Origin of the sequence: Cognatiyoonia sp. (assembly GCF_965661665.1) — a bacterium.
In the GTDB taxonomy this organism is placed as follows: domain Bacteria; phylum Pseudomonadota; class Alphaproteobacteria; order Rhodobacterales; family Rhodobacteraceae; genus Cognatiyoonia.
Map to the genome: position 1 here is coordinate 76850 of NZ_CBFIEO010000003.1, position 19492 is coordinate 96341.

General features: G+C 55.3%; 23 protein-coding genes and 1 pseudogene. 14 read left to right on the forward strand and 10 right to left on the reverse strand.

Annotated elements, in window-relative coordinates; translation table 11 throughout:
* Window positions 1-9 precede the first annotated feature (9 nt).
* Window positions 10-198 (forward strand): hypothetical protein, encoded by a 189-nt coding sequence (locus ACTF5F_RS02865; protein ID WP_438955374.1) that lies wholly within the window; start codon window positions 10-12, stop codon window positions 196-198.
* A 406-nt stretch (window positions 199-604) separates the two neighbouring features.
* A pseudogene (locus ACTF5F_RS02870) lies at window positions 605-1288 on the forward strand (Hint domain-containing protein).
* On the opposite strand, the gene ACTF5F_RS02875 reads toward ACTF5F_RS02870, so the two are convergent.
* Window positions 1285-1785, reverse strand: a complete 501-nt coding sequence (locus ACTF5F_RS02875) for an Lrp/AsnC family transcriptional regulator (RefSeq protein ID WP_438955375.1) — start codon at window positions 1783-1785, stop codon at window positions 1285-1287. The pseudogene ACTF5F_RS02870 and the gene ACTF5F_RS02875 sit on opposite strands and share 4 nt — an antisense overlap.
* A gap of 180 nt (window positions 1786-1965) precedes the next feature.
* On the opposite strand from ACTF5F_RS02875, the gene trxB reads away from it, so the two are divergent.
* From trxB to ACTF5F_RS02900, 5 genes are all read left to right on the forward strand, one after another.
* A complete protein-coding gene (gene trxB / locus ACTF5F_RS02880) occupies window positions 1966-2907 on the forward strand; it encodes a thioredoxin-disulfide reductase (RefSeq protein ID WP_438955376.1) in 942 nt (313 codons plus the stop codon).
* 132 nt (window positions 2908-3039) lie between these two features.
* Window positions 3040-3240: a hypothetical protein gene (locus tag ACTF5F_RS02885; RefSeq protein WP_438955377.1), complete on the forward strand. Its 201-nt coding sequence runs from the start codon at window positions 3040-3042 to the stop codon at window positions 3238-3240.
* Between the two features lie 301 nt (window positions 3241-3541).
* Window positions 3542-3961, forward strand: coding sequence for a Hint domain-containing protein (locus ACTF5F_RS02890; protein WP_438955457.1), 420 nt, complete (start codon window positions 3542-3544; stop codon window positions 3959-3961).
* A gap of 172 nt (window positions 3962-4133) precedes the next feature.
* Window positions 4134-6206 carry a bifunctional sulfate adenylyltransferase/adenylylsulfate kinase gene (locus ACTF5F_RS02895; RefSeq protein ID WP_438955378.1) on the forward strand — a complete coding sequence of 691 codons (2073 nt, stop codon included), beginning with the start codon at window positions 4134-4136 and terminating at the stop codon, window positions 6204-6206.
* 837 nt (window positions 6207-7043) lie between these two features.
* The gene (locus tag ACTF5F_RS02900) at window positions 7044-7118 is read left to right on the forward strand and encodes a VPLPA-CTERM sorting domain-containing protein (protein ID WP_438955458.1); all 75 of its coding nucleotides are present in this window, start codon (window positions 7044-7046) and stop codon (window positions 7116-7118) included.
* Window positions 7119-7189: 71 nt separating this feature from the next.
* Here ACTF5F_RS02900 and ACTF5F_RS02905 read toward each other — a convergent pair whose 3' ends face one another.
* Window positions 7190-7414 carry a DUF1150 family protein gene (locus ACTF5F_RS02905; RefSeq protein ID WP_438955379.1) on the reverse strand — a complete coding sequence of 75 codons (225 nt, stop codon included), beginning with the start codon at window positions 7412-7414 and terminating at the stop codon, window positions 7190-7192.
* Window positions 7415-7418: 4 nt separating this feature from the next.
* On the reverse strand, window positions 7419-7832 hold the full coding sequence (locus ACTF5F_RS02910; RefSeq protein ID WP_438955380.1) for an Hsp20 family protein: 414 nt from the start codon (window positions 7830-7832) through the stop codon (window positions 7419-7421).
* A 153-nt stretch (window positions 7833-7985) separates the two neighbouring features.
* On the opposite strand from ACTF5F_RS02910, the gene ACTF5F_RS02915 reads away from it, so the two are divergent.
* Genes ACTF5F_RS02915 through ACTF5F_RS02925 form a run of 3 tightly spaced genes read left to right on the forward strand, consistent with a single transcriptional unit; the run spans window position 7986 to window position 9818 of the window.
* Window positions 7986-8204: a YdcH family protein gene (locus tag ACTF5F_RS02915; RefSeq protein WP_438955381.1), complete on the forward strand. Its 219-nt coding sequence runs from the start codon at window positions 7986-7988 to the stop codon at window positions 8202-8204.
* Window positions 8205-8263: 59 nt separating this feature from the next.
* Window positions 8264-8752 (forward strand): 5-(carboxyamino)imidazole ribonucleotide mutase, encoded by a 489-nt coding sequence (purE, locus tag ACTF5F_RS02920; RefSeq protein ID WP_438955382.1) that lies wholly within the window; start codon window positions 8264-8266, stop codon window positions 8750-8752.
* Complete coding sequence (locus ACTF5F_RS02925) at window positions 8745-9818, forward strand: 5-(carboxyamino)imidazole ribonucleotide synthase (RefSeq protein WP_438955383.1); 1074 nt, start codon at window positions 8745-8747, stop codon at window positions 9816-9818. The genes purE and ACTF5F_RS02925 overlap by 8 nt, the downstream gene beginning before the upstream one ends.
* Here the strand turns inward: ACTF5F_RS02925 and ACTF5F_RS02930 are convergent.
* On the reverse strand, window positions 9815-10558 hold the full coding sequence (locus ACTF5F_RS02930; protein WP_438955384.1) for an esterase/lipase family protein: 744 nt from the start codon (window positions 10556-10558) through the stop codon (window positions 9815-9817). The two genes, ACTF5F_RS02925 and ACTF5F_RS02930, sit on opposite strands and share 4 nt — an antisense overlap.
* Before the next feature lie 88 nt (window positions 10559-10646).
* Between ACTF5F_RS02930 and ACTF5F_RS02935 the strand changes: the two genes are divergently transcribed.
* A complete protein-coding gene (locus ACTF5F_RS02935; RefSeq protein WP_438955385.1) occupies window positions 10647-11081 on the forward strand; it encodes an NUDIX domain-containing protein in 435 nt (144 codons plus the stop codon).
* Here ACTF5F_RS02935 and ACTF5F_RS02940 read toward each other — a convergent pair.
* Both ACTF5F_RS02940 and ACTF5F_RS02945 read right to left on the reverse strand, forming a co-directional pair.
* Window positions 11072-11917 carry a DMT family transporter gene (locus ACTF5F_RS02940; protein WP_438955386.1) on the reverse strand — a complete coding sequence of 282 codons (846 nt, stop codon included), beginning with the start codon at window positions 11915-11917 and terminating at the stop codon, window positions 11072-11074. The genes ACTF5F_RS02935 and ACTF5F_RS02940 overlap by 10 nt on opposite strands.
* 67 nt (window positions 11918-11984) lie before the next feature.
* On the reverse strand, window positions 11985-13097 hold the full coding sequence (locus ACTF5F_RS02945; RefSeq protein ID WP_438955387.1) for a serine/threonine protein kinase: 1113 nt from the start codon (window positions 13095-13097) through the stop codon (window positions 11985-11987).
* A gap of 168 nt (window positions 13098-13265) precedes the next feature.
* Between ACTF5F_RS02945 and ACTF5F_RS02950 the strand changes: the two genes are divergently transcribed.
* Window positions 13266-13652, forward strand: a complete 387-nt coding sequence (locus ACTF5F_RS02950) for a hypothetical protein (protein WP_438955388.1) — start codon at window positions 13266-13268, stop codon at window positions 13650-13652.
* A gap of 221 nt (window positions 13653-13873) precedes the next feature.
* On the opposite strand, the gene ACTF5F_RS02955 is transcribed toward ACTF5F_RS02950, so the two are convergent.
* The 4 genes from ACTF5F_RS02955 to ACTF5F_RS02970 form a co-directional block, all read right to left on the reverse strand.
* Window positions 13874-14080, reverse strand: coding sequence for a DUF1127 domain-containing protein (locus ACTF5F_RS02955; protein ID WP_438955389.1), 207 nt, complete (start codon window positions 14078-14080; stop codon window positions 13874-13876).
* Window positions 14081-14367: 287 nt separating this feature from the next.
* A complete protein-coding gene (gene groL, locus ACTF5F_RS02960) occupies window positions 14368-16005 on the reverse strand; it encodes a chaperonin GroEL (RefSeq protein WP_438955390.1) in 1638 nt (545 codons plus the stop codon).
* 43 nt (window positions 16006-16048) lie between these two features.
* Window positions 16049-16336, reverse strand: a complete 288-nt coding sequence (locus ACTF5F_RS02965; RefSeq protein WP_438955391.1) for a co-chaperone GroES — start codon at window positions 16334-16336, stop codon at window positions 16049-16051.
* Between the two features lie 290 nt (window positions 16337-16626).
* Window positions 16627-17289 (reverse strand): DUF2161 domain-containing phosphodiesterase, encoded by a 663-nt coding sequence (locus ACTF5F_RS02970; protein ID WP_438955392.1) that lies wholly within the window; start codon window positions 17287-17289, stop codon window positions 16627-16629.
* A gap of 183 nt (window positions 17290-17472) precedes the next feature.
* Between ACTF5F_RS02970 and ACTF5F_RS02975 the strand changes: the two genes are divergently transcribed.
* Together ACTF5F_RS02975 and ACTF5F_RS02980 are read left to right on the forward strand one after the other, a co-directional pair.
* Complete coding sequence (locus tag ACTF5F_RS02975; protein ID WP_438955393.1) at window positions 17473-18390, forward strand: manganese-dependent inorganic pyrophosphatase; 918 nt, start codon at window positions 17473-17475, stop codon at window positions 18388-18390.
* 168 nt (window positions 18391-18558) lie between these two features.
* A complete protein-coding gene (locus ACTF5F_RS02980) occupies window positions 18559-19434 on the forward strand; it encodes a TIGR01459 family HAD-type hydrolase (protein WP_438955394.1) in 876 nt (291 codons plus the stop codon).
* Window positions 19435-19492 lie beyond the last annotated feature (58 nt).

Here is a 19492-nt window from a genome sequence, read left to right on the forward strand (position 1 = left end):
AGCAGTTAAATGAAACCGAACAAGCGCTGGATGCAGAATACAGTCAATGCCGCGGCAGAACGCGATGTGAAGATGCCATGGGAACGCGGCGCACGCCGCTCCGCTTTCATCGCGAGCCGCGCCGCTGATGACAAACCTGCTGCTCCGGTCTCGTTGGCACCTTTGCCAAACTGGCTGACCGAAGCGATCCGCGCATAACAGAATTCCTCTCCCTCCGCCCCCCCTGAGGGCGCTCCTTTCGCCCGGTCCCAGCGACTGGGCTTTTTTGTGTTCTAACGCCTGACAAGAATCGATTCTTGGACAAATATGGCAGGACCGAACAGAATTCATGAACAATCAAATCGCCAACAGCAGGATTGATCGCAGGAATTGAAAAAATCGGCCCATTCTTTGACAGAAAGCGCTTGGGCATTAAATTTAGCGTCAACAAGAACTCATTAGAAGTTGCTGATGGGGGCCAGCTTTTGTGACAAACCAGATGGTGAGCCACATGAAGATGACCTCGACCACTGCCGCAGGCCTCGCGACAGAAACCCATTCCCCTCCGGCCAATACGAGCCGGATTGCTAGTAAAGATGGGCGATCTGAGCGCAAAAGTCCTCTGATGCGCCGCTATGAGATCGCCCATCTGACCTCCCCACACGAAATCCACGACATCACGCGCCTCGCCCCTGCGATCGAAGCGTATGAAGATTGCTTTGCGGCCCTAGGTCGCGGCGCAATCCTACAAACCGATATGGGCCCCCGCGCGATCGACGATATCCTTCCCGGTGACAAGGTTCTGACCGCCTCCAGCGGCCTGCAAACCGTCCAATGGATTGGCTCCATGACGCTTGTTCCGGATGCCAAACCAAATGAAGCCGAACCACCAAAGATGAGACGTATTGCCGCCGACACCTTTTGTTTGGGTCGTCCATAACCTGATCTGGTGCTTGGACCTTCGGCGCGCGTCGTTCACAAATCCGAAGGCGTCAAAACGCTCACCGGATCCGACGCTGCCTTTATCCCGGTGCGCGATTTCACCGACAACAATCAGTTCATCGAATTGAACACGGTGGCGCCAGTCACTGTCTATCAGCTCGGGTTTGACCGTCATGAGCGCATATGCGTCAAAGGCGTAGAGATTGAAAGCTTGCATCCTGGTGCATTGCAAATGCCGGACTTGAAACTGGAAATGCAGCGACTTTTGATGTCGGTGTTCCCACACAAAGCATCATTTGCGGACTTCGGATCCATGCTGCACCCGCGTTTGCGCTTGAAAGACTTCGATATTTTCGAAACGGCTTAAGCCTCTTTCGCCAAACGCTCTTCCAAAACGTCGAACGGCACGCTCGGCTCATCCTTTGCGCCACGAATCACAAGTGATGTCCGAACAGAGGCGACGTTTTCTGCACTTGTCAGGTCTTCGGTCAGGAACCGCTGGAAGGTGCGCAGATCAGGTGCCACGCATTTCAGGATAAAATCCACCTCGCCGTTAAGCATGTGGCATTCACGGACCAGCGGCCATCCGATGCAGAGGTTTTCGAAAGCTGTCAAATCAGCCTCGGCCTGACTGACCAGACCCACCATCGCGAACACCTGCACTTCGAACCCAAGCTCGCGCGGATCGACGTTGGCGTGATAGCCCCGCACATAGCCCTGCTCTTCTAATGTACGCACACGACGCAGGCAGGGCGGTGCTGAAATGCCCACGCGCTTGGCCAATTCGACGTTGGTCATACGCCCATCAGCCTGCAACTCAGCCAGAATCATTCTGTCGATTTCGTCTAATTTGCTGCCCGGCATGGCATCCCCCTGGATTTTGCCGAATACTACGCCAAGAATTTCCTGTGCGCAATAATATTTCAAAGTTGCGCAATAATTCGGAAGGGTCGAACGTAATTGTGGTCATTTGTTGGGGCTTCCAACCGCCCACAGCCCGTCTTATATCAGGAGACCAAACATCAAAGAGACAAGGCTGCCCAAATGTCCGAGACCCGACACACCAAAATCCTCATCATCGGTTCAGGCCCCGCAGGGTATTCCGCTGGCGTCTACGCCTCCCGCGCAATGTTGGAGCCGATTTTGGTGCAAGGGATTGAGCCAGGCGGTCAGCTGACAACCACGACCGAAGTTGAAAACTGGCCCGGTGATACCGAAGTTCAGGGCCCTGATCTTATGGTGCGTATGGAGGCCCACGCCCGCGCGATGGGCTGTGAGATCATCGGCGACATCATCACGTCGCTTGATCTGCAAAAACGCCCATTCACCGCGCAATCTGACAGTGGCACCGTCTACACCGCCGACGCTGTGATCCTATGCACTGGTGCGCGGGCCAAATGGCTAGGCTTGCCGTCGGAAGAAAAATTCAAAGGCTTCGGGGTCTCCGCCTGCGCGACCTGCGACGGGTTCTTCTATCGCGGCCAGGAAATCGTGGTCGTCGGTGGCGGCAACACCGCCGTGGAAGAGGCGCTGTTCCTAACAAACTTCGCCTCCAAAGTGACGCTGATCCACCGTCGCGATGAGCTACGCGCTGAAAAGATCCTGCAAGATCGCCTTTACAAGAATGAAAAGATCGAACCGCTCTGGTTCCACGAGATTGATGAAGTGATCGGCGCAGACTCCCCGTTGGGCGTCGAAGGCGTGAAGGTGAAGCACAGCAAAACCGGTCAGATCACCGAAATCCCTTGCAAGGGCGTCTTCATCGCGATCGGCCACGCGCCTGCGTCAGAACTGGTGAAAGAACAGTTGGAAACGCATCACGGCGGCTATGTCGTGGTCGAGCCTGGTTCCACCCGCACAGCGATCCCAGGCGTGTTTGCCGCGGGCGACCTGACGGACCACATCTATCGGCAGGCGGTAACCTCCGCCGGCATGGGTTGTATGGCTGCGCTTGATGCTGAAAAGTTCCTTGCCGAACACGAGTAACGCCTACTCAACTACCGATGGTTGAATTTGGATGCCCTTCTGATAAGCCTAAGTGATGAAGAGTGGTGTTTGGTGAACGGACACTGTTGAGCAGAATTTAGTTTGCGATTTTGACGTTGTGAGGGCAGCCAAATGCCGACGACGATCATATATGAAATTAGCGCAGACCCACTTTCTAACTCGAATTTGGATGTACTGGCTGCTTATACTGTCGATATCCTCGATAAGGATTGCGACCTAGTGGGCAACGACGCCAGCGGCCCGCAATTGGATGTCAGCGGGGTTCCAGGTTTCGTCGGCGATTCCACCAGCTTTCAAGTCTATGAAACATAAAACGGAAATGTCGGCGGGGTGCCCGTGACCTTCACTTTGCTGCAAGGGCAAGGCACGCATTATATGGTCATGAAGGAAGGGACCGTCAGTGTAGGCGATACAATTGCCGGAACAAATAACAACATCGTTCCTACCCGCAATGATCCCTATGTCGATCTACCCCGATTACGTTTGTTTTGCGAATGGTACGAAGATCAAGACCAAGGATGTGCTGAAAGCAGTTAAAGACTTGAAATCTGGAGATTTGGCTAAGACAGCTCACGGTTCATTTAAACCAATCAAATGAATTCGGCAAAACACGCTGAACGCCGCGGACCTTGAGCGGAACAAACGCTTGAGACCAATGGTGATCGCGCGCCACGCGCTACACGCCAACACACCAAATCAAGCCATCAGGCTGTCGCCTCAACATCGCATCGCTCTGCAGTCGACCGAATGTGAGATGTTGTTTGGGGAAATGAATGTTCTGGTTCCTGCAAAATCCCTGCTCAACAACAGCACGATCCATACCGATCAAGCCTGCCAAAGCGTGACCTACTATCACCTGCTAATTGAGCAGCATGAGCTTGTGAATTGCAGCGGTCTATTGACGGAATGTCTCTTCCTCGGTGAAGCTGTCCACAGCGACTTACCAGAGGCCACGATCCGGCATTTGCAGCGGCTTTTTCCGGCAGAAGCGGCGGGCATGGATGCAGCGAACACTATTCTACCTGTCCTCTGATGTTTTGAAGTGGCTGTCGTGCAGGCCAGCATGACCCCACTGCGAAAGGTTGAACCCAAATTTCCCGCTCACATCGCCTGAAAAACACAGTTTCCAACTTGCGTCCAAAAGTTTGTTCTATTTTGAACATACTTCTGTATATGTTCATCTGTGAACAAAGAGTGAGTCGCCTGTGTCCCCCAAGGCAAAACCCATAACCGACGAGGAGGAAACGCTTTTTCGCCTCCTGCGACAAGTGAACTTTGCGCCAGAGGCGTCTCAGCGTGCGTCTGCGTTGGCAATTGGGGTGTCCCTTGGACGGTTTAATGCGCAATTGAAATCTGCCATTTCCGACGGGCTAATCAAGATTGGCGCAAGCGCCAGCACCGACAAACGCAAGCGCGACGCTTATGTTCTGACCACCAAAGGTGCGAACCTGATGACGCGCCTTACTGACCAATTTCTTGCCCGTAAATTTGAAGAGTATGACGCCCTTCATGGTGAGCTGACCGGCTCAACAAGTGGCTATGTTCCTCCCAATCAAAGGATGACCCTGATGCATAACAACCTTGCTCCTATTCCTGAGCTTTATGTCTCCTATGACAGCGCCCAGAAGATGAAGATGGACGCGGCCGAATTGACCAGCCTCGATCTGACCCCGCGCCAGATTTGCGACCTGGAACTGCTGATGAACGGTGGCTTTAATCCGCTGAAGGGCTTCTTGTCTGAAGAAGACTACAACAGCGTCGTCGACACAATGCGCCTGACGACGGGTGAGCTTTGGCCGATGCCAATCACACTAGATGTGAGCAAAGACTTCGCTGAGAGCATCGAGATTGGTCTAGACATCGCCCTGCGCGACCAAGAGGGTGTGATCCTTGGTACGATGACAGTCACGGATCGCTGGACGCCAAACAAATCCCACGAAGCGGAGAAGGTGTTTGGCGCGGACGACAGCGCACATCCGGCAGTGAATTATCTGCACAATACGGCGGGTGAAGTGTACCTCGGCGGTCCCGTCACAGGCATCCAGCAGCCCGTCCACTATGATTTCCGCGCCCGCCGCGACACGCCGAATGAACTGCGCGCTTATTTCCGCAAGCTGGGCTGGCGAAAGGTTGTGGCCTTCCAAACCCGCAACCCCCTGCACCGCGCGCACCAAGAACTCACCTTCCGCGCCGCGAAAGAAGCGCAAGCGAACCTGCTCATACACCCCGTTGTCGGCATGACGAAGCCAGGTGACATCGATCACTTTACCCGCGTACGCTGTTACGAGGCGGTGCTGGATCAATACCCTGCCTCCACCACCGCGATGTCGCTCCTGAACCTCGCCATGCGCATGGCGGGCCCGCGCGAGGCTGTGTGGCATGGCCTGATCCGCAAGAACCACGGCTGCACCCACTTCATCGTCGGCCGCGACCACGCTGGCCCCGGTAAAAACTCTGCGGGTGAGGATTTCTACGGCCCCTATGACGCGCAAGACCTCTTCCGTGAGCATCAGGAAGAAATGGGCATCGAAATGGTCGACTTTAAACACATGGTCTATGTGCAAGAGCGCGCCCAGTATGAGCCTGCCGATGAGATCAAGGACAAAGACAACGTCACGATTCTGAACATCTCTGGTACCGAACTCCGCCGTCGTCTGGCCGAAGGTCTGGAAATCCCTGAGTGGTTCAGCTTCCCAACTGTGGTTGAAGAACTCCGCAAGTCTAAGCCACCACGCGCCAAACAGGGCTTCACCGTGTTCTTCACCGGCTTCTCCGGTTCCGGCAAATCCACCATTGCCAACGCGCTGATGGTCAAACTGATGGAAATGGGCGGTCGCCCAGTGACTTTGTTGGACGGCGATATCGTGCGGAAAAACCTTAGCTCTGAACTGGGCTTCAGCAAGGAACACCGCGACCTCAACATCCGTCGCATCGGATATGTCGCGTCCGAGATCACCAAGAACGGCGGCATCGCCATCTGCGCGCCGATTGCGCCCTATGCGACGACCCGTCGTGCGGTGCGTGAAGACATCGAGCAATTCGGTGCTTTCTGTGAGGTGCATGTCGCCACCTCGATCGAAGAATGCGAACGCCGCGACCGCAAGGGCCTCTATAAGCTCGCACGCGAAGGCAAGATCAAAGAATTCACAGGTATTTCCGACCCTTATGACGTGCCAGAGAACCCCGAACTCAGTGTTGAGACCGAAAACGTCGAAGTCGACAACTGCGCTCATCAGGTGATCTTGAAGCTGGAAAGCATGGGGCTGATTAAGGCTTAAGACAATTGGTCCCGCCGGCAAGTCTGGATGCCGGCGGGACCACATCTGTAGCGGACAACCCGCAACAACACCAAGTTCCAAAATTTTGATCAGAATTTCAGCGAATCGCGAGGGCAAGAAAGCTATCAATGCGTTTGATTGCGCTGCTTCAGACAGTTGAAAAAGATTTGCGGAGTAACAGTCGCACTCATCAAATGTGACATAAATATTTGGAAAATATGCAGAAATTTCGAAAAAACTGCGGAGACTTTTTGTCTAAAGCTCCAAGTTCTCATAGCGTCACGGCAATTATTACTTAGTACTTGAGAACTTCGTTACGAAAACCACGCTTCTCGCTGCAGCGACAACCGCAGCAACTCTTTTCGCAACATCGTCATCCGCAGCAATCGTCGCCAACATAGGCGATGGTCGGTCGTTCTGTGAAAGCCAAAACCTGAGCGTTTGGACTGGCACGGACTGTGACCTCGGCGGCAATGCAGACCTGTCCAACAGCCTAGGCACTAGTGACGCCCTTACCTTTCTTGGAGCAGGATCCTTGCTCGGCTTCGTTGCAGAAGCGTCAGGAACCAACAACACAAACTATCCTGATTATGCGACGATCAAGCTCAGCCAGAACAGCATAGTTACGATGTCTTTGGTCGCGCCTGACAATGGTTTTGATGCAGCTTTCCAGTTCGGAAACGCATTCGCTGGCCCAGTAACTCTCGATGGTAGCACACTATCCTATTTCATCGTCGCAGCCGCTGGTCGGACTTCTTCGGGATCAACGCAACCAACCCGACCAACAGCAACTCCCGCGTAACAACGTCTTACCCGCTTGAAGTCCAAGCCTTACGGCTGCCTGCTGGTTTTGCTCTGATGCTCAATGGCATGGGTGGCTTTGCAGCGATGCGTCGCAAGAGGAAAGCCTAAGCTTTTCACCAAGGCAAAGAAAAACGCGCCGGATCGCTTCCGGCGCGTTTTATGTTGTGTAAGCCTAAAACCTAGTGAACCGACACGACCTGCATGTCGTTTTGTTCGGCAAAATCCGCTGCGATGGCGGCGTTGGCGACTAAGGCCACCTGCTCACCTTTGGCGTTATGGACTGCAAACACCTCATCAAGGGCACCGGCATCTTCACGCACCTCGTCAGGCAGGTCGGCTGTGGCGACCGGCTTGAGATAGATCATGTTGCCCGCAAGGGCTTTGAGTTCGTGTTTTGTCTGCATGACGTTACCCTTTCTTGATTTCAATGGTTTGAATGACTTTTTCTGGCACCTGACGGGTGAGATCAACGTGGAGCAGTCCATTCTCCATCACCGCCGCGCCGACATCAACGCCATCGGCCAGAACAAAGGAGCGTTGGAATTGACGCGCCGCGATCCCGCGGTGCAAGAACACGCGCCCTTCGCTGTCATCTTCCTGCCGACCCCGTATCATCAGGGTATTGTCCTCTACCGTGATCGACAAATCACGCATCCTAAAGCCTGCGACAGCTAAAGTGACCCGGTATGAATGGTCGGAGGTTTGTTCGATATTGTAAGGGGGATAGCCTTCGTTGCCCGTTTTGGCGGTGCGTTCCACCAAGCGTTCCAGCTGTTCAAACCCCAGAAGGAACGGATGTGTTCCCAAGGCTAGTTTTGTCATCAGACACGTCCTTCGTCAAAGCGACATCTCAATTGGCCCCGTTTCGGCGACCGTTGTTAAAATATGGGTGGCTTTGGCGCGTCCTACAAGGGGCAAGCACTAGGCGGATCGCTCAGAATCTCCTATATAGAGAGCGCTGAGGGGCATGTTTTTATGAATTCATCGTCTGAAATGGAAACCGAAGAAGTTTTGCGCGTAAAACTAGAGGTTTTGCGCCGCGAACACCGCGACCTTGATGACGCGATTGAAGCCCTGCAAGAACGCCGCTCGGCCGATATGCTGACGCTGAAACGGCTGAAAAAGCAGAAACTTGGCCTAAAAGACCGGATTGCCGTTCTAGAAGACCGGATTACCCCCGATATCATCGCCTAAAAGCGTTGCGCTGCAGCCCGGCGCGGCTATAGTGCCGCTTCCTTTGACAGGGGGTATGAATGACCCAACCAACCGTAGGTATCATTATGGGGAGCCAGTCCGACTGGTCCACCATGAAAGAAGCTGCTGATCTTCTTGATGAGCTTGGCTTGGCCTATGAGGCCAAGATCGTCTCCGCCCACCGGACCCCTGACCGCCTTTGGGACTATGGCAAAACGGCTGTGCGTCGGGGTTTGCAAGTCATCATCGCCGGTGCCGGCGGCGCGGCACACCTACCTGGCATGATGGCGTCCAAGACCCGTGTTCCGGTGATTGGCGTGCCGGTTGAGACAAAGGCACTGTCCGGCGTCGACAGTCTTTATTCCATTCTTCAAATGCCACGCGGCTATCCGGTTGCGACGATGGCGATTGGTACAGCAGGAGCCAAGAATGCAGGGCTCATGGCGGCGGGTATTTTGGCGCTGAACGACGCCGGCCTTGCGCAGCGTCTAGATGCATGGCGTGAGGCGCTTTCCGCCTCCATCCCTGACGAGCCGTCCGATGACTAAACCCCTGACGACCGGTGCAACGATTGGAATTTTGGGCGGCGGGCAATTGGGCCGGATGCTATCGGTCGCAGCCTCCCGCCTTGGGTTTAAAACCTGCATCTATGAGCCTGGCGGTGACTGTCCGGCGAGCCATGTCGCCAACTACCATTTCCAAAAAAGCTATGATGACCTTGATGGGCTCAGGCAATTCGCCGAAAGCGTCGATGTCATAACCTATGAGTTTGAGAACATCCCAACCTCCGCCTTGGATGCATTGGAAGCAATCAAACCGATCCATCCCAATCGCAAGGCATTGGCCACGAGCCAAGACCGCCTGACGGAGAAGGATTTTCTGACCAGTTTGGGTTTGAAAACTGCGCCTTACGCGGGTGTGACCGATGCGGCCTCCTTGGATGCCGCGATAGCGGCGATTGGCACACCAGCGATCCTGAAAACGCGCCGTATGGGATACGATGGTAAAGGGCAGTCACGCCTGAAATCATCGGATGATGCGGCGCAGGCTTTGGCGGATATGGAGGGGGCTCCAGCCCTCCTCGAAGGGTTCGTAAATTTCAGCCATGAGGTGTCCGTCATTGCCGCGCGCGGGCTGGATGGCGCAGTCTCCTGCTTTGATCCGGGGGAGAATGTCCATGTCGATGGTATCCTCAGCACCACGACTGTGCCAGCCAACCTAAAGCCAAACCAGCGCACAGATGCGGTGCTGCTGGCCGCGCAAATCCTGAACGCGATGGATTACGTTGGCGTGCTAGGGGTTGAGCTGTTCGTTAATCCCGAGGGCTTGATCGTCAACGAAATCGCCCCGCGCGTCCACAACTCCGGCCATTGGACGCAGAACGGCTGCACCATCTGCCAGTTCGAACAGCACATCCGCGCGATTGCGGGCTGGCCGCTTGGCGATGGATCACGGCATTCGAATGTGGTGATGGAGAACCTGATCGGCGACGATGTGGATCGGATTCCAGAGCTGGCAACGACAAACACCGCGATCCACCTTTATGGCAAAGCGGACGCAAAGCCTGGTCGCAAGATGGGGCATATCAACCGCGTGACGGGACCAACAGACTAATCGTCGTTGCCCAAGATCACATCAACGATGTTGAGGTCTTGATCAAACTTGCCTTCCTTTAAGAAGCGCAAAGTTTCCGCCATCACCAGCGGGTTGTTCATCATGAAGGTGTGTGTGACCTGAAGCACAATATGGTCTGTCATGCCTTCCAGCTTGGTGCTTTCGACCGACACCTTCCCATCATCCGCCCCGTCGATGAGCGATGAATAGACAGGGTTCAACGACCCCTTGCCTGCGATGATCCCGACCTCATAGCTGGGCAATTCCAACTGGCTGGGGACGCTGTTGTCCTTCGTTCCCAGCTGAAGTCCCGCAGGGCCGTTCACCCATTGAAACGGCTCCCAATCGCCAAAGATATCAACGAGTTCTGACCCACCGTTTGGTGGCCCCAACATCACGGCGCGGCCCATATTTTCGGGCCGGTTGTTGGTCAGCCACGCACGCGCCAGAATACCCCCCATCGAATGGGTGACAAAGTTCACCTTTCGATTTCCACAAGCCTCCACGTCGCGGCTCACGTTTTCGGAGACGAGCTTTTCAATCGTGTCTTCCGTCGACGGATAGCCGTTGTTGATGACCTCATAGCCTTCCGCTTCCAGAAAAAGCTGCATCGGGCTCAGAGAAATCTCAGACCGTGCCAGCCCGTGGAGCAGCACAACGCATTCGTTCGTTTCTTCAGTCGCAAGAGCGCAGGATGAGATGCTGATCAAAGCGGCGGCCATTATGCTGAGACGTGTCATATCTTAAAGCTAAGGACCTCTCGCCGGATTTCAAAGGTCAGGGCGTCATGAACTTGCGTTTCGGGCTAAAAATGCGAATGGTGCTCCCATGCCCCGGATTGCTGCCCGCGCTGTTATTCTTCAAGATGATCGTCTTTTGATCGTCAACGCTTGGAAAGGCCACACGCGGCTTTGGTGCGTGCCAGGTGGGGGTGCAGAAGACCATTCCAGCCTGCCGGAAAACCTTGCCCGTGAGGTGTTGGAAGAGACTGGGCTGACCATAGACGTTGGAGAGCCCTGCCTGGTGAATGAATTTCACGATCCAAAGCGCGATTTCCATCAGATCGAGGTTTTCTTCCGCTGCTCCGTCATCGCGGGCGAGATTAGCGAGACCTGGCAAGACCCAGAAGGGATCATCTCCCACCGCCGGTGGGTCACAAGGGCGGAATTGAGCGCCTTGCCCTTCAAACCCTCATCCCTCCCCTCCGTCGCCTGGGGCGGCGAAGCGGCCGCTTACGACGCGCTGGAACCCATTCAGGAATGAACGGAGCGCGGCTTGATAAGTGACAAGCCAATCCCACCCAACACCAACGCCCCCGCGATCAAAAGGCGGGATGTGAGCGGCTCAGCGAGCAGAATCACCCCTGCCACCACCGCGATCACCGGCACGCTCAACTGCGCTACAGCCGCCACAGTCGTCGAAAGCTGCGGCACCACTCGGTACCAGAGCGCATAACCAAGGCCAGAGGTGATGGCACCAGAGATGACAGCAGCGACAGCGCCGCCAAACGTCACGCCGCTCGACCCCGCCAAAACCCAGACAATTGCCACCACAGGTAAGCACAACAGGAAATTCGCGGCACTGGCGGACAGCGGGTCAGAGGCTTTCTGCCCGATCAACGTGTAGGCAGCCCATCCGAGCCCCGCAATAGCCATAACAAAAGCACTCGCCCCGTGTATCGGCGCGGACCCACCGGGCCGCAACAGGATGGTGAGACCTACCAAAGCAACCCCTGCCCCGATCCAGCGCATCATTGGGATCACGTCGCGGCGCGCGACCGCGAAAGCAAACATCGCCACTTGCATTACACCAAATAGGATCAACGCCCCCAGCCCCGCATCAAGCTGCAAATAGGCCGATGAAAATCCCACCATATAAGTAGCCAGCGCAACGGCCCCTGCCCAACTGCGCGGGCTTTTCACGGGTGGCTTCTCTTCGTGTCCTATAACCAATGCGGCCAAAATCGCTGCCCCTGCCGCGACACGCAACGCGGCAAAGGCAAAGGGATCCATGCCATAGGTGAAAACCCCGATCCGGCTCAAAACCGAATTGCTGGCAAAGGCGATCATCACCACGGTGGTCAGGAACAGCAGTCTCATACCACCGCCCTGACGGGGCCGCCGCCCAAAGGCAAGCAAAACCCGCAGGCTCACAGGTGTTTGAAGGTTAGCTCAAGTTCGGGAAGTAGTCTTCGCACTTGCCTTCGCGGTAGACGTCTGCGGTACAGCAATGCAGACCACCGCCAAAGGCGTAGGCGTCGCGCAAGTCCACTTCGACCACTTCCATGCCAAGCTTGTCCATCTGTTCGGCCTGATAAACTTCTGACTTCTCCACACAGACGGTTTTGGGGTCGAGCACCAGCACATTCATGCTGAGCCAAACGCTGGAATAGCAGAGCGGTGGCGGCGAATTGTGCGCTGGATTGGCCGCATCCACAATTTCCCATCCGTTCTTTTCGAACATCACGCGCTGATCATCGGGCAATCTGCGGTGTGGATTGTTCAAAATCAAACCTGGGCGCAAGGGCGTGAAAGTCGCGTCAATGTGAATCGGATAGGGATCGCCAGGAAAGTTGACCGTATGAACGCGATGCTCTGGGAAGTGGCGGGCCAGCCATTCGATCCCCTTCAAGTTCGTGGTGAACCCGTGCTGGACCACAAGATCGCGTCCAAACCGCAGCACATCGGCCGCATCAAAAAGCGGCTCTTCCTCGGTCGTGACAAAGAACTTCTCCGCCGCCCATTCCAGACGCTTAGCGACGCCGATTTTATCACTCAGATAATCAGGATGATAATCCGCATCCGTCAGCCGCGGCTTTGGCGCGCTTTCGTGGCGGAAATTCGGATCTTCGTTGAAATACTGCTGCATCAGCGGGCGGTAATTGAGATACTCAAACCACCGGCAACGATAAGACATCGTGGCTTCCAACATCTCCGACCCAACGGTCAAAAGCACGTCGCGCGGGGGCATACAGCCAAACTGACTTTCGGTGTTGAAATCGGGCGTGGTCGCAGGCAGCGAATGGTCGATCGGTGTCGGACGATCAACGCGGATACCGCGGGCCTCTAGCTGGCGCGCAAAGTTGTCGAGCAGCTCATTCGCGTGGTCGATCGTCTCTTGCGGACGGCGACCCCATTGGCCGCGCATGTCACTGTCTTCAGGAACCTTGGCGTCCAGCGCAGGCTCTTCCGGCGGGATGTGACAATCATCCGCACGCCCAACAATCACGTGCTTGAGCGGGTCCCATTCGTTCCACGAATTGACAACAGTTTTGGTCATTTGATCGTCTCCCGTATCCGTCGAAAGACGGCTACGTGCCCTCGCAGACCGCTGCAAGCGCAAGAACGACCTTAAACGTCGGTCAGCGGCTCAAATCGGCCTTTGCGTGCGTAGATTTTCTGGGAAAAACGCTGGGTCCGAGGGGCGGACAATGGGCGAAATGTCATCATGCTCAAAGACCATCCCTCTGATCGCGCAGCGCAAAACTTGTGCCAAAGCCGCTTTTTCGGACAAAATGACCCTATTCCAACCAGGGAGGATAAGATGCCAAAGTATCTATTTGTCTACCATGGGGGCGGAATACCCGAGTCCCCAGAAGAAGGTGAAAAAGCGATGGCGGCTTGGGGAGTCTGGTATGAAGGCGTGGAAGCAGCGGCCGTTGATCCCGGTGCACCGGTGGGACAATCCCATACCATTTCAAAGGATGGCCATGTCGAAAACAGCGGGGCCAACCCGATCTCAGGCTACACGATCATTAAAGCCGCAAATTATGAAGAGGCCTGCGGCCATGCAGCCAAAAAATCCAATGGTCTTGGATGGGTCTGGGTCCGTTGAAGTTGCTGAGATGATGGAAATGTAGGACGCTACGGCGGCATTCGACACTTTCGATTCGCCGCCGCGACATCCACGCACGATGCCTGAGAAAACTGGGCAGTGCCTTGACTGAACGTCTTTGTGAGGCGCTCCCCTCAGCCGACGCGGGCAATAGGCGAGACGCGGTTGAGCAAAAGGACTCCGCACCAGCGATGCCGGTCTGCGCACCAGCTACGTTTCAGTTATTTTGCGTCGGCGACCAGTTTGTCGGAGTAGCTTGGGATGTCCGCGCGAGTGATACCAACTTGGGCCAACTCACGATCGGACATGGCATGCAGCGCGCTCAACATACGGCCACGGATGAGTGCCGCAGAAAGGGAGGCAAAACCGTCTTTGACGAACTGGAAAAAGGAAGGGGCGAGCGGTTGAGTAGAAACAAATGATGCCATCGGTCGGGTCCTTTCTAGGACAAAATTGAACGCTTTTCTTGCTCATTCAATTATGCAGCACCCCCACCAATGACAAACATGCTGACCGAAACCCCGTTATGCGCTGAGCGCATGGAAGGTCTATTTAAATAAGGATTTCCGCTTTATAACCAAAATGCCTTGTGACAAAGGGGCCCGTGGGCCCCTTTGCACTGCCGCTTGTCGGCAGAATTCGCTTCGAGTTCTCGGCATTCCAGCGAAACGCCTGCCACCCGATAATTGCGTTTGGGCAAAGCCCAAGCCGCAATTTACATCATGCCGCCCATGCCGCCCATGTCGGGCATTGCAGGTGCTGCACCTTCTTTGGCTGGCTTGTCTGCAACCATCGCTTCGGTTGTGATCAACAGACCAGCGACGGAAGAGGCGTCTTGCAGTGCTGTGCGCACAACTTTCGCAGGGTCGATCACGCCGAACTTGAACATGTCGCCATATTCTTCTGTCTGCGCGTTGAACCCGAAGGCCGCGTCGCTGTTTTCACGGATCTTGCCCGCAACCACAGCCCCATCGACGCCGGAGTTCTCAGCGATCTGACGCAATGGTGCTTCGATCGCCCGACGTACGATATTGATGCCAACAGTCTGGTCGGAGTTTGCACCTTCCATACCGTCAAGTGCCTTTGCACCTTGAACCAGTGCAACACCACCGCCCACAACAACGCCTTCTTGCACAGCAGCGCGTGTTGCGTTCAGGGCGTCATCAACGCGGTCCTTGCGCTCCTTCACTTCGATCTCGGACATACCGCCAACGCGGATCACTGCGACACCGCCTGCGAGTTTCGCAACACGCTCTTGCAGCTTTTCGCGGTCGTAGTCGGATGTTGTCTCTTCTACCTGAGTGCGGATCTGAGCAACACGTGCTTCGATCTCTGCCTTGTCGCCAGCACCGTCAACAATTGTTGTTTCGTCTTTGGTGATGTTCACGCGCTTGGCGGAGCCCAGCATGTCGACAGTCACGGACTCAAGCTTCATGCCGAGGTCTTCGGAGATAACCTGACCACCTGTTAGGATCGCGATGTCCTGCAGCATGGCTTTACGACGGTCACCGAAGCCTGGTGCCTTCACAGCAGCGATCTTCAGACCACCGCGCAGCTTGTTGACAACCAGTGTTGCCAGCGCTTCGCCTTCAACATCTTCAGCGATGATGAGGAGCGGCTTTCCGGACTGGATCACGGACTCAAGCAGTGGAACCATTGGCTGCAGCGAAGACAGCTTCTTCTCGTGCAGCAGGATGAGGCAGTCCTCAAGCTCTGCTGTCATCTTGTCGGAGTTGGTGACAAAATATGGGGACAGGTAGCCGCGATCGAACTGCATGCCTTCTACAACGTCAGTCTCTGTCTCAAGACCCTTGTTCTCTTCAACAGTGATGACGCCTTCGTTGCCAACCTTCTGCATCGCATCTGCGATCTGGCGGCCAATTTCAGCTTCACCGTTGGCAGAAATTGTACCAACCTGCGCAACTTCGTCGCTGTCAGAAACAGGACGCGCAGCCGCTTTGATGGCTTCAACAACAGCAGCAGTTGCCATGTCGATGCCGCGCTTGAGGTCCATTGGGTTCATGCCAGCAGCAACAGACTTCATGCCTTCTATGACAATCGCCTGCGCCAGAACTGTTGCGGTTGTTGTACCGTCACCAGCTTCGTCGTTGGTGCGGGAAGCAACTTCCTTCACCATCTGTGCGCCCATGTTCTCGAACTTGTCTTCCAGTTCGATTTCCTTGGCAACAGAAACACCGTCTTTGGTGATGCGTGGTGCGCCGAAAGACTTGTCGAGCACAACATTGCGGCCTTTTGGGCCAAGGGTCACTTTGACAGCATTTGCCAGAGTGTTGACGCCTGTCATCATGCGCGCGCGCGCATCGGCATCAAATTTTACGTCTTTAGCAGCCATTGATTAGCTCCTTGAATTTCAAATTGTCGGGGGAAAGCAGGACTTAGGACAGGATGCCCAGAATGTCGCTTTCTTTCATGATCAGAAGGTCTTCGCCATCGATCTTAACCTCTGTGCCGGACCATTTGCCGAACAGAACCTTGTCGCCAGCTTTAACGTCCATCGCGATCAGCTCACCGCTGTCTTTGCGTGCGCCTGCACCGCAGGAAACGACTTCGCCCTCAGCGGGCTTTTCTTTTGCGCTGTCAGGAATGATCAGGCCGCCAGCTGTCTTCTCGTCGCCCTCAATACGGCGGACAAGAACGCGGTCATGAAGTGGTGTAAATGCCATTTCAGAACTTTCTCCAGTTCGAGTTTCTCTCGCGTTAGCACTCAACTGGGTCGAGTGATAACGGACGTGACATAGGCAAGTCGACAGAGCGAGTCAACGGATGCGACCGAGAAAAATTAATCTGTCGTTTATCCTCACGCCCCCAAATGCGACATCACAACGAATTGCACAATAGACTGCGATGCAGTTAATCCGAATTAAACAACAACGGACACCTTATGCGTTTCGCAATCACGCTTTTCTTCACCCTTCGGACCACGCAGCTTGCTGCACTCTGCACCGGCGGCAAACTAAACGTCCGCCCAGTCGGCAAGGCCCTTCTTGCCCTTCGCTGTCAGCCCGTAAATGCCCCGCTTCACCCGCTTAAACCAGCCATAGTGGTCCGCCGCCATGATACGTGTGGCATCCGGTACTTCCGCCCATTCTGCAACCGTTGATCCCTTCGATGGACCATGCACCGCCAAGAACCGCGCGCATTTCAACGCATCTTGGCGGTAACCGGTCACGATCCCGTGCCGCGTTGCGCCACCTTCGTTCGGATCACCATCAAGCCGCGCAAAGGCTTTCAACAGCCGCGCTTGCTTCTTCTTTGACTTGCGCGGGCGATAGGGTTCGGGATTGGCATGCACCTCCACATACCCATCCCTCAACCGCACGGTCATCACCCCCAACCCAACGCGCCGCGCGAGCTTCACATTGTCCTTCAACGCCCGGTCGCCCGCCTTCGACGCACCCTTGGGGACGGCGACATAGACCAGATCAGTGACGTTGAGCCGTTCAATCCCTTGATGGAAAAGCGACAACGAAAAACCCTTTTTCAACTCAACAATAACCGGCGCCTCATCCCCGCGCACCGCCATCACATCCGCAGCCCCCACCTCACCCTTCACCTCATACCCTTGGCGGGTAAGGTACGCCTTGATCGGCGGATATAGGTCAGCTTCGCGTGCCATATCGTACTTAAATCCCCCTCATATTTTCAATGTCAAACCGAAATTCAGACCCTTCAATCCTACTCGTCTTCGCAGAACACATCCTACTTAGACCGCGCCAAAGTATTACCACCCAACGGGGTGACACCGAAGTCCAGCGCCCCTATATGGGGCGCGACTTTTGAATTTGAGGATTCTTCCGCGATGACCACGCTCGTATTCGGCCATAAAGCCCCTGACACCGACAGCCTCGGCTCGGCCCTGATTTGGGGCTGGTATCTGAACCACACAGGAACCGATGCGAAAGCGGTGCTGTTGGGCACGCCCAACACAGAGGCCGCGTTCGTCGCAGAGCGGTGGGGCTTTGCACAGCCGGAGATTATCGCGGATGTGGCCGACGATCAGCCGTGCGTGATCGTTGACACCAACAACCCAGCGGAACTGCCTGCCAACATCAACGGCGCGAGCGTGCAAGCGATCATCGACCACCATAAACTGGTCGGCGGGTTGGAGACGAAAGGCCCGATCAGTATCACAGTCCGCCCCCTCGCCTGCACCGCAACCATTATGCACGACTTGATGGGCCACACAGCCGCCGAGATGCCAGATGCGGTCAAGGGCCTCACGCTGTCTTGCATCCTGTCCGACACGTTGGAATTCCGCTCCCCAACCACAACAGACACTGACAAAGCCCTTGCCGAAAAGCTGGCGGCCGACCTCGGTCTCGACCTCAGCGCCTATGCGGGTGAGATGTTCGAGGCGAAATCCGATGTCTCCGCCTTCTCCGATGCGGAGCTTTTGCGCATGGACAGCAAGGAATACGCCGTTGGCGACACGAAATTCCGTGTCTCCGTTCTGGAAACTACAGCGCCCAAAATCGTACTCGATCGCAAGGATAGCCTGATGGCGACGATGAGTGATGTTGCGTCAGAGGATGGCGTCGACCAAGTTCTGCTCTTCGTGGTCGACATCTTGAATGAAGAAGCGACGCTGCTGGTGCCAAACGATCTGGTGAAATCCGTGGCGGAGCAGAGCTTTGACGCAACCGTCAGTGGTGATACCGTGGTTCTGCCTGGCATCATGAGCCGCAAGAAACAGATCATCCCGAAACTCAAAGTCTGACCCAACGGAACGGCGGGTGGGGCGCATTGGCAGGGCCAATTGCGCCGGTTCCGCCGGACCCAGACTTGTCCAAAGCGCCGCCGCCCCATAGTCATGTGTACATACGCCCTGTGTACAGGCTGTGTACGCACGGTGTACGTGAAAAACATGGCAAAGAGGCCCGCACCCATGACCCAGATCATCGACCGTTTCATCGACATCTCAGCCAATTATGATGTCGCTTTTGTCGATCTCTGGGGCTGCATTCATGACGGGATTAAAGCCTTCCCAGTCGCAGTCAAAGCCATGCAGGACTTCCGCGCTAAAGGCGGTGTTGTAGTGCTTTTGACAAACTCCCCCCGCCCGCGCGACAGCGTGGCCGATCAGATTGCAGGCATGGGTGTGCCAAAGGATGCTTATGACACCATCGCCACCTCTGGTGACAGCGCACGGTCTGCGATGTATCAAGGGGCGGTGGGTGAAAAGATCTGGTTTATGGGGGAAAGCCCGCGGGATGATGACTTTTTTAAGCCTCTGAAAATACTCGACAATCCCGTAGACATTAAAAAGGTCCCGCTCAAAGACGCGGAAGGGATTATCTGCTGTGGCCCGTTCGATCCCATGGCTGATCCGGAGGTGAACCGCCCTGAGTTTCTACTCGCCAAACAGATGGGGCTAAAGCTCCTCTGCGCCAATCCTGACATCGTTGTCGACCGCGGGGTCACACGCGAATGGTGCGCGGGGGCTTTGGCGAAACTTTATACAGAGATGGGCGGCGAAAGCCTCTATTTCGGCAAACCGCATCCGCCGATCTACGACCTCGCACGCCGCCGTCTCGCCGCGTTAAGAAAAACCTCATCCGATCCGCGCATCATTTGCATCGGTGACGGAATCATCACCGACATTCTTGGCGCGCAGCAAGAGGACCTCGACAGTCTTTACATCACCGGCGGCTTGGCCGCGATTGAGACCAAAACCAAGCGTGACCCTGATCCAGAGGCGCTAAGTGCCTATTTGGAAAAGGAAATGATCAGCACGACCTATGCGATCGGGATGTTGAGATAAGTTCTTTCTGCAATTGCAAAGTAATTAAATTACGAATATAAGCCCAATAACGGTTCTT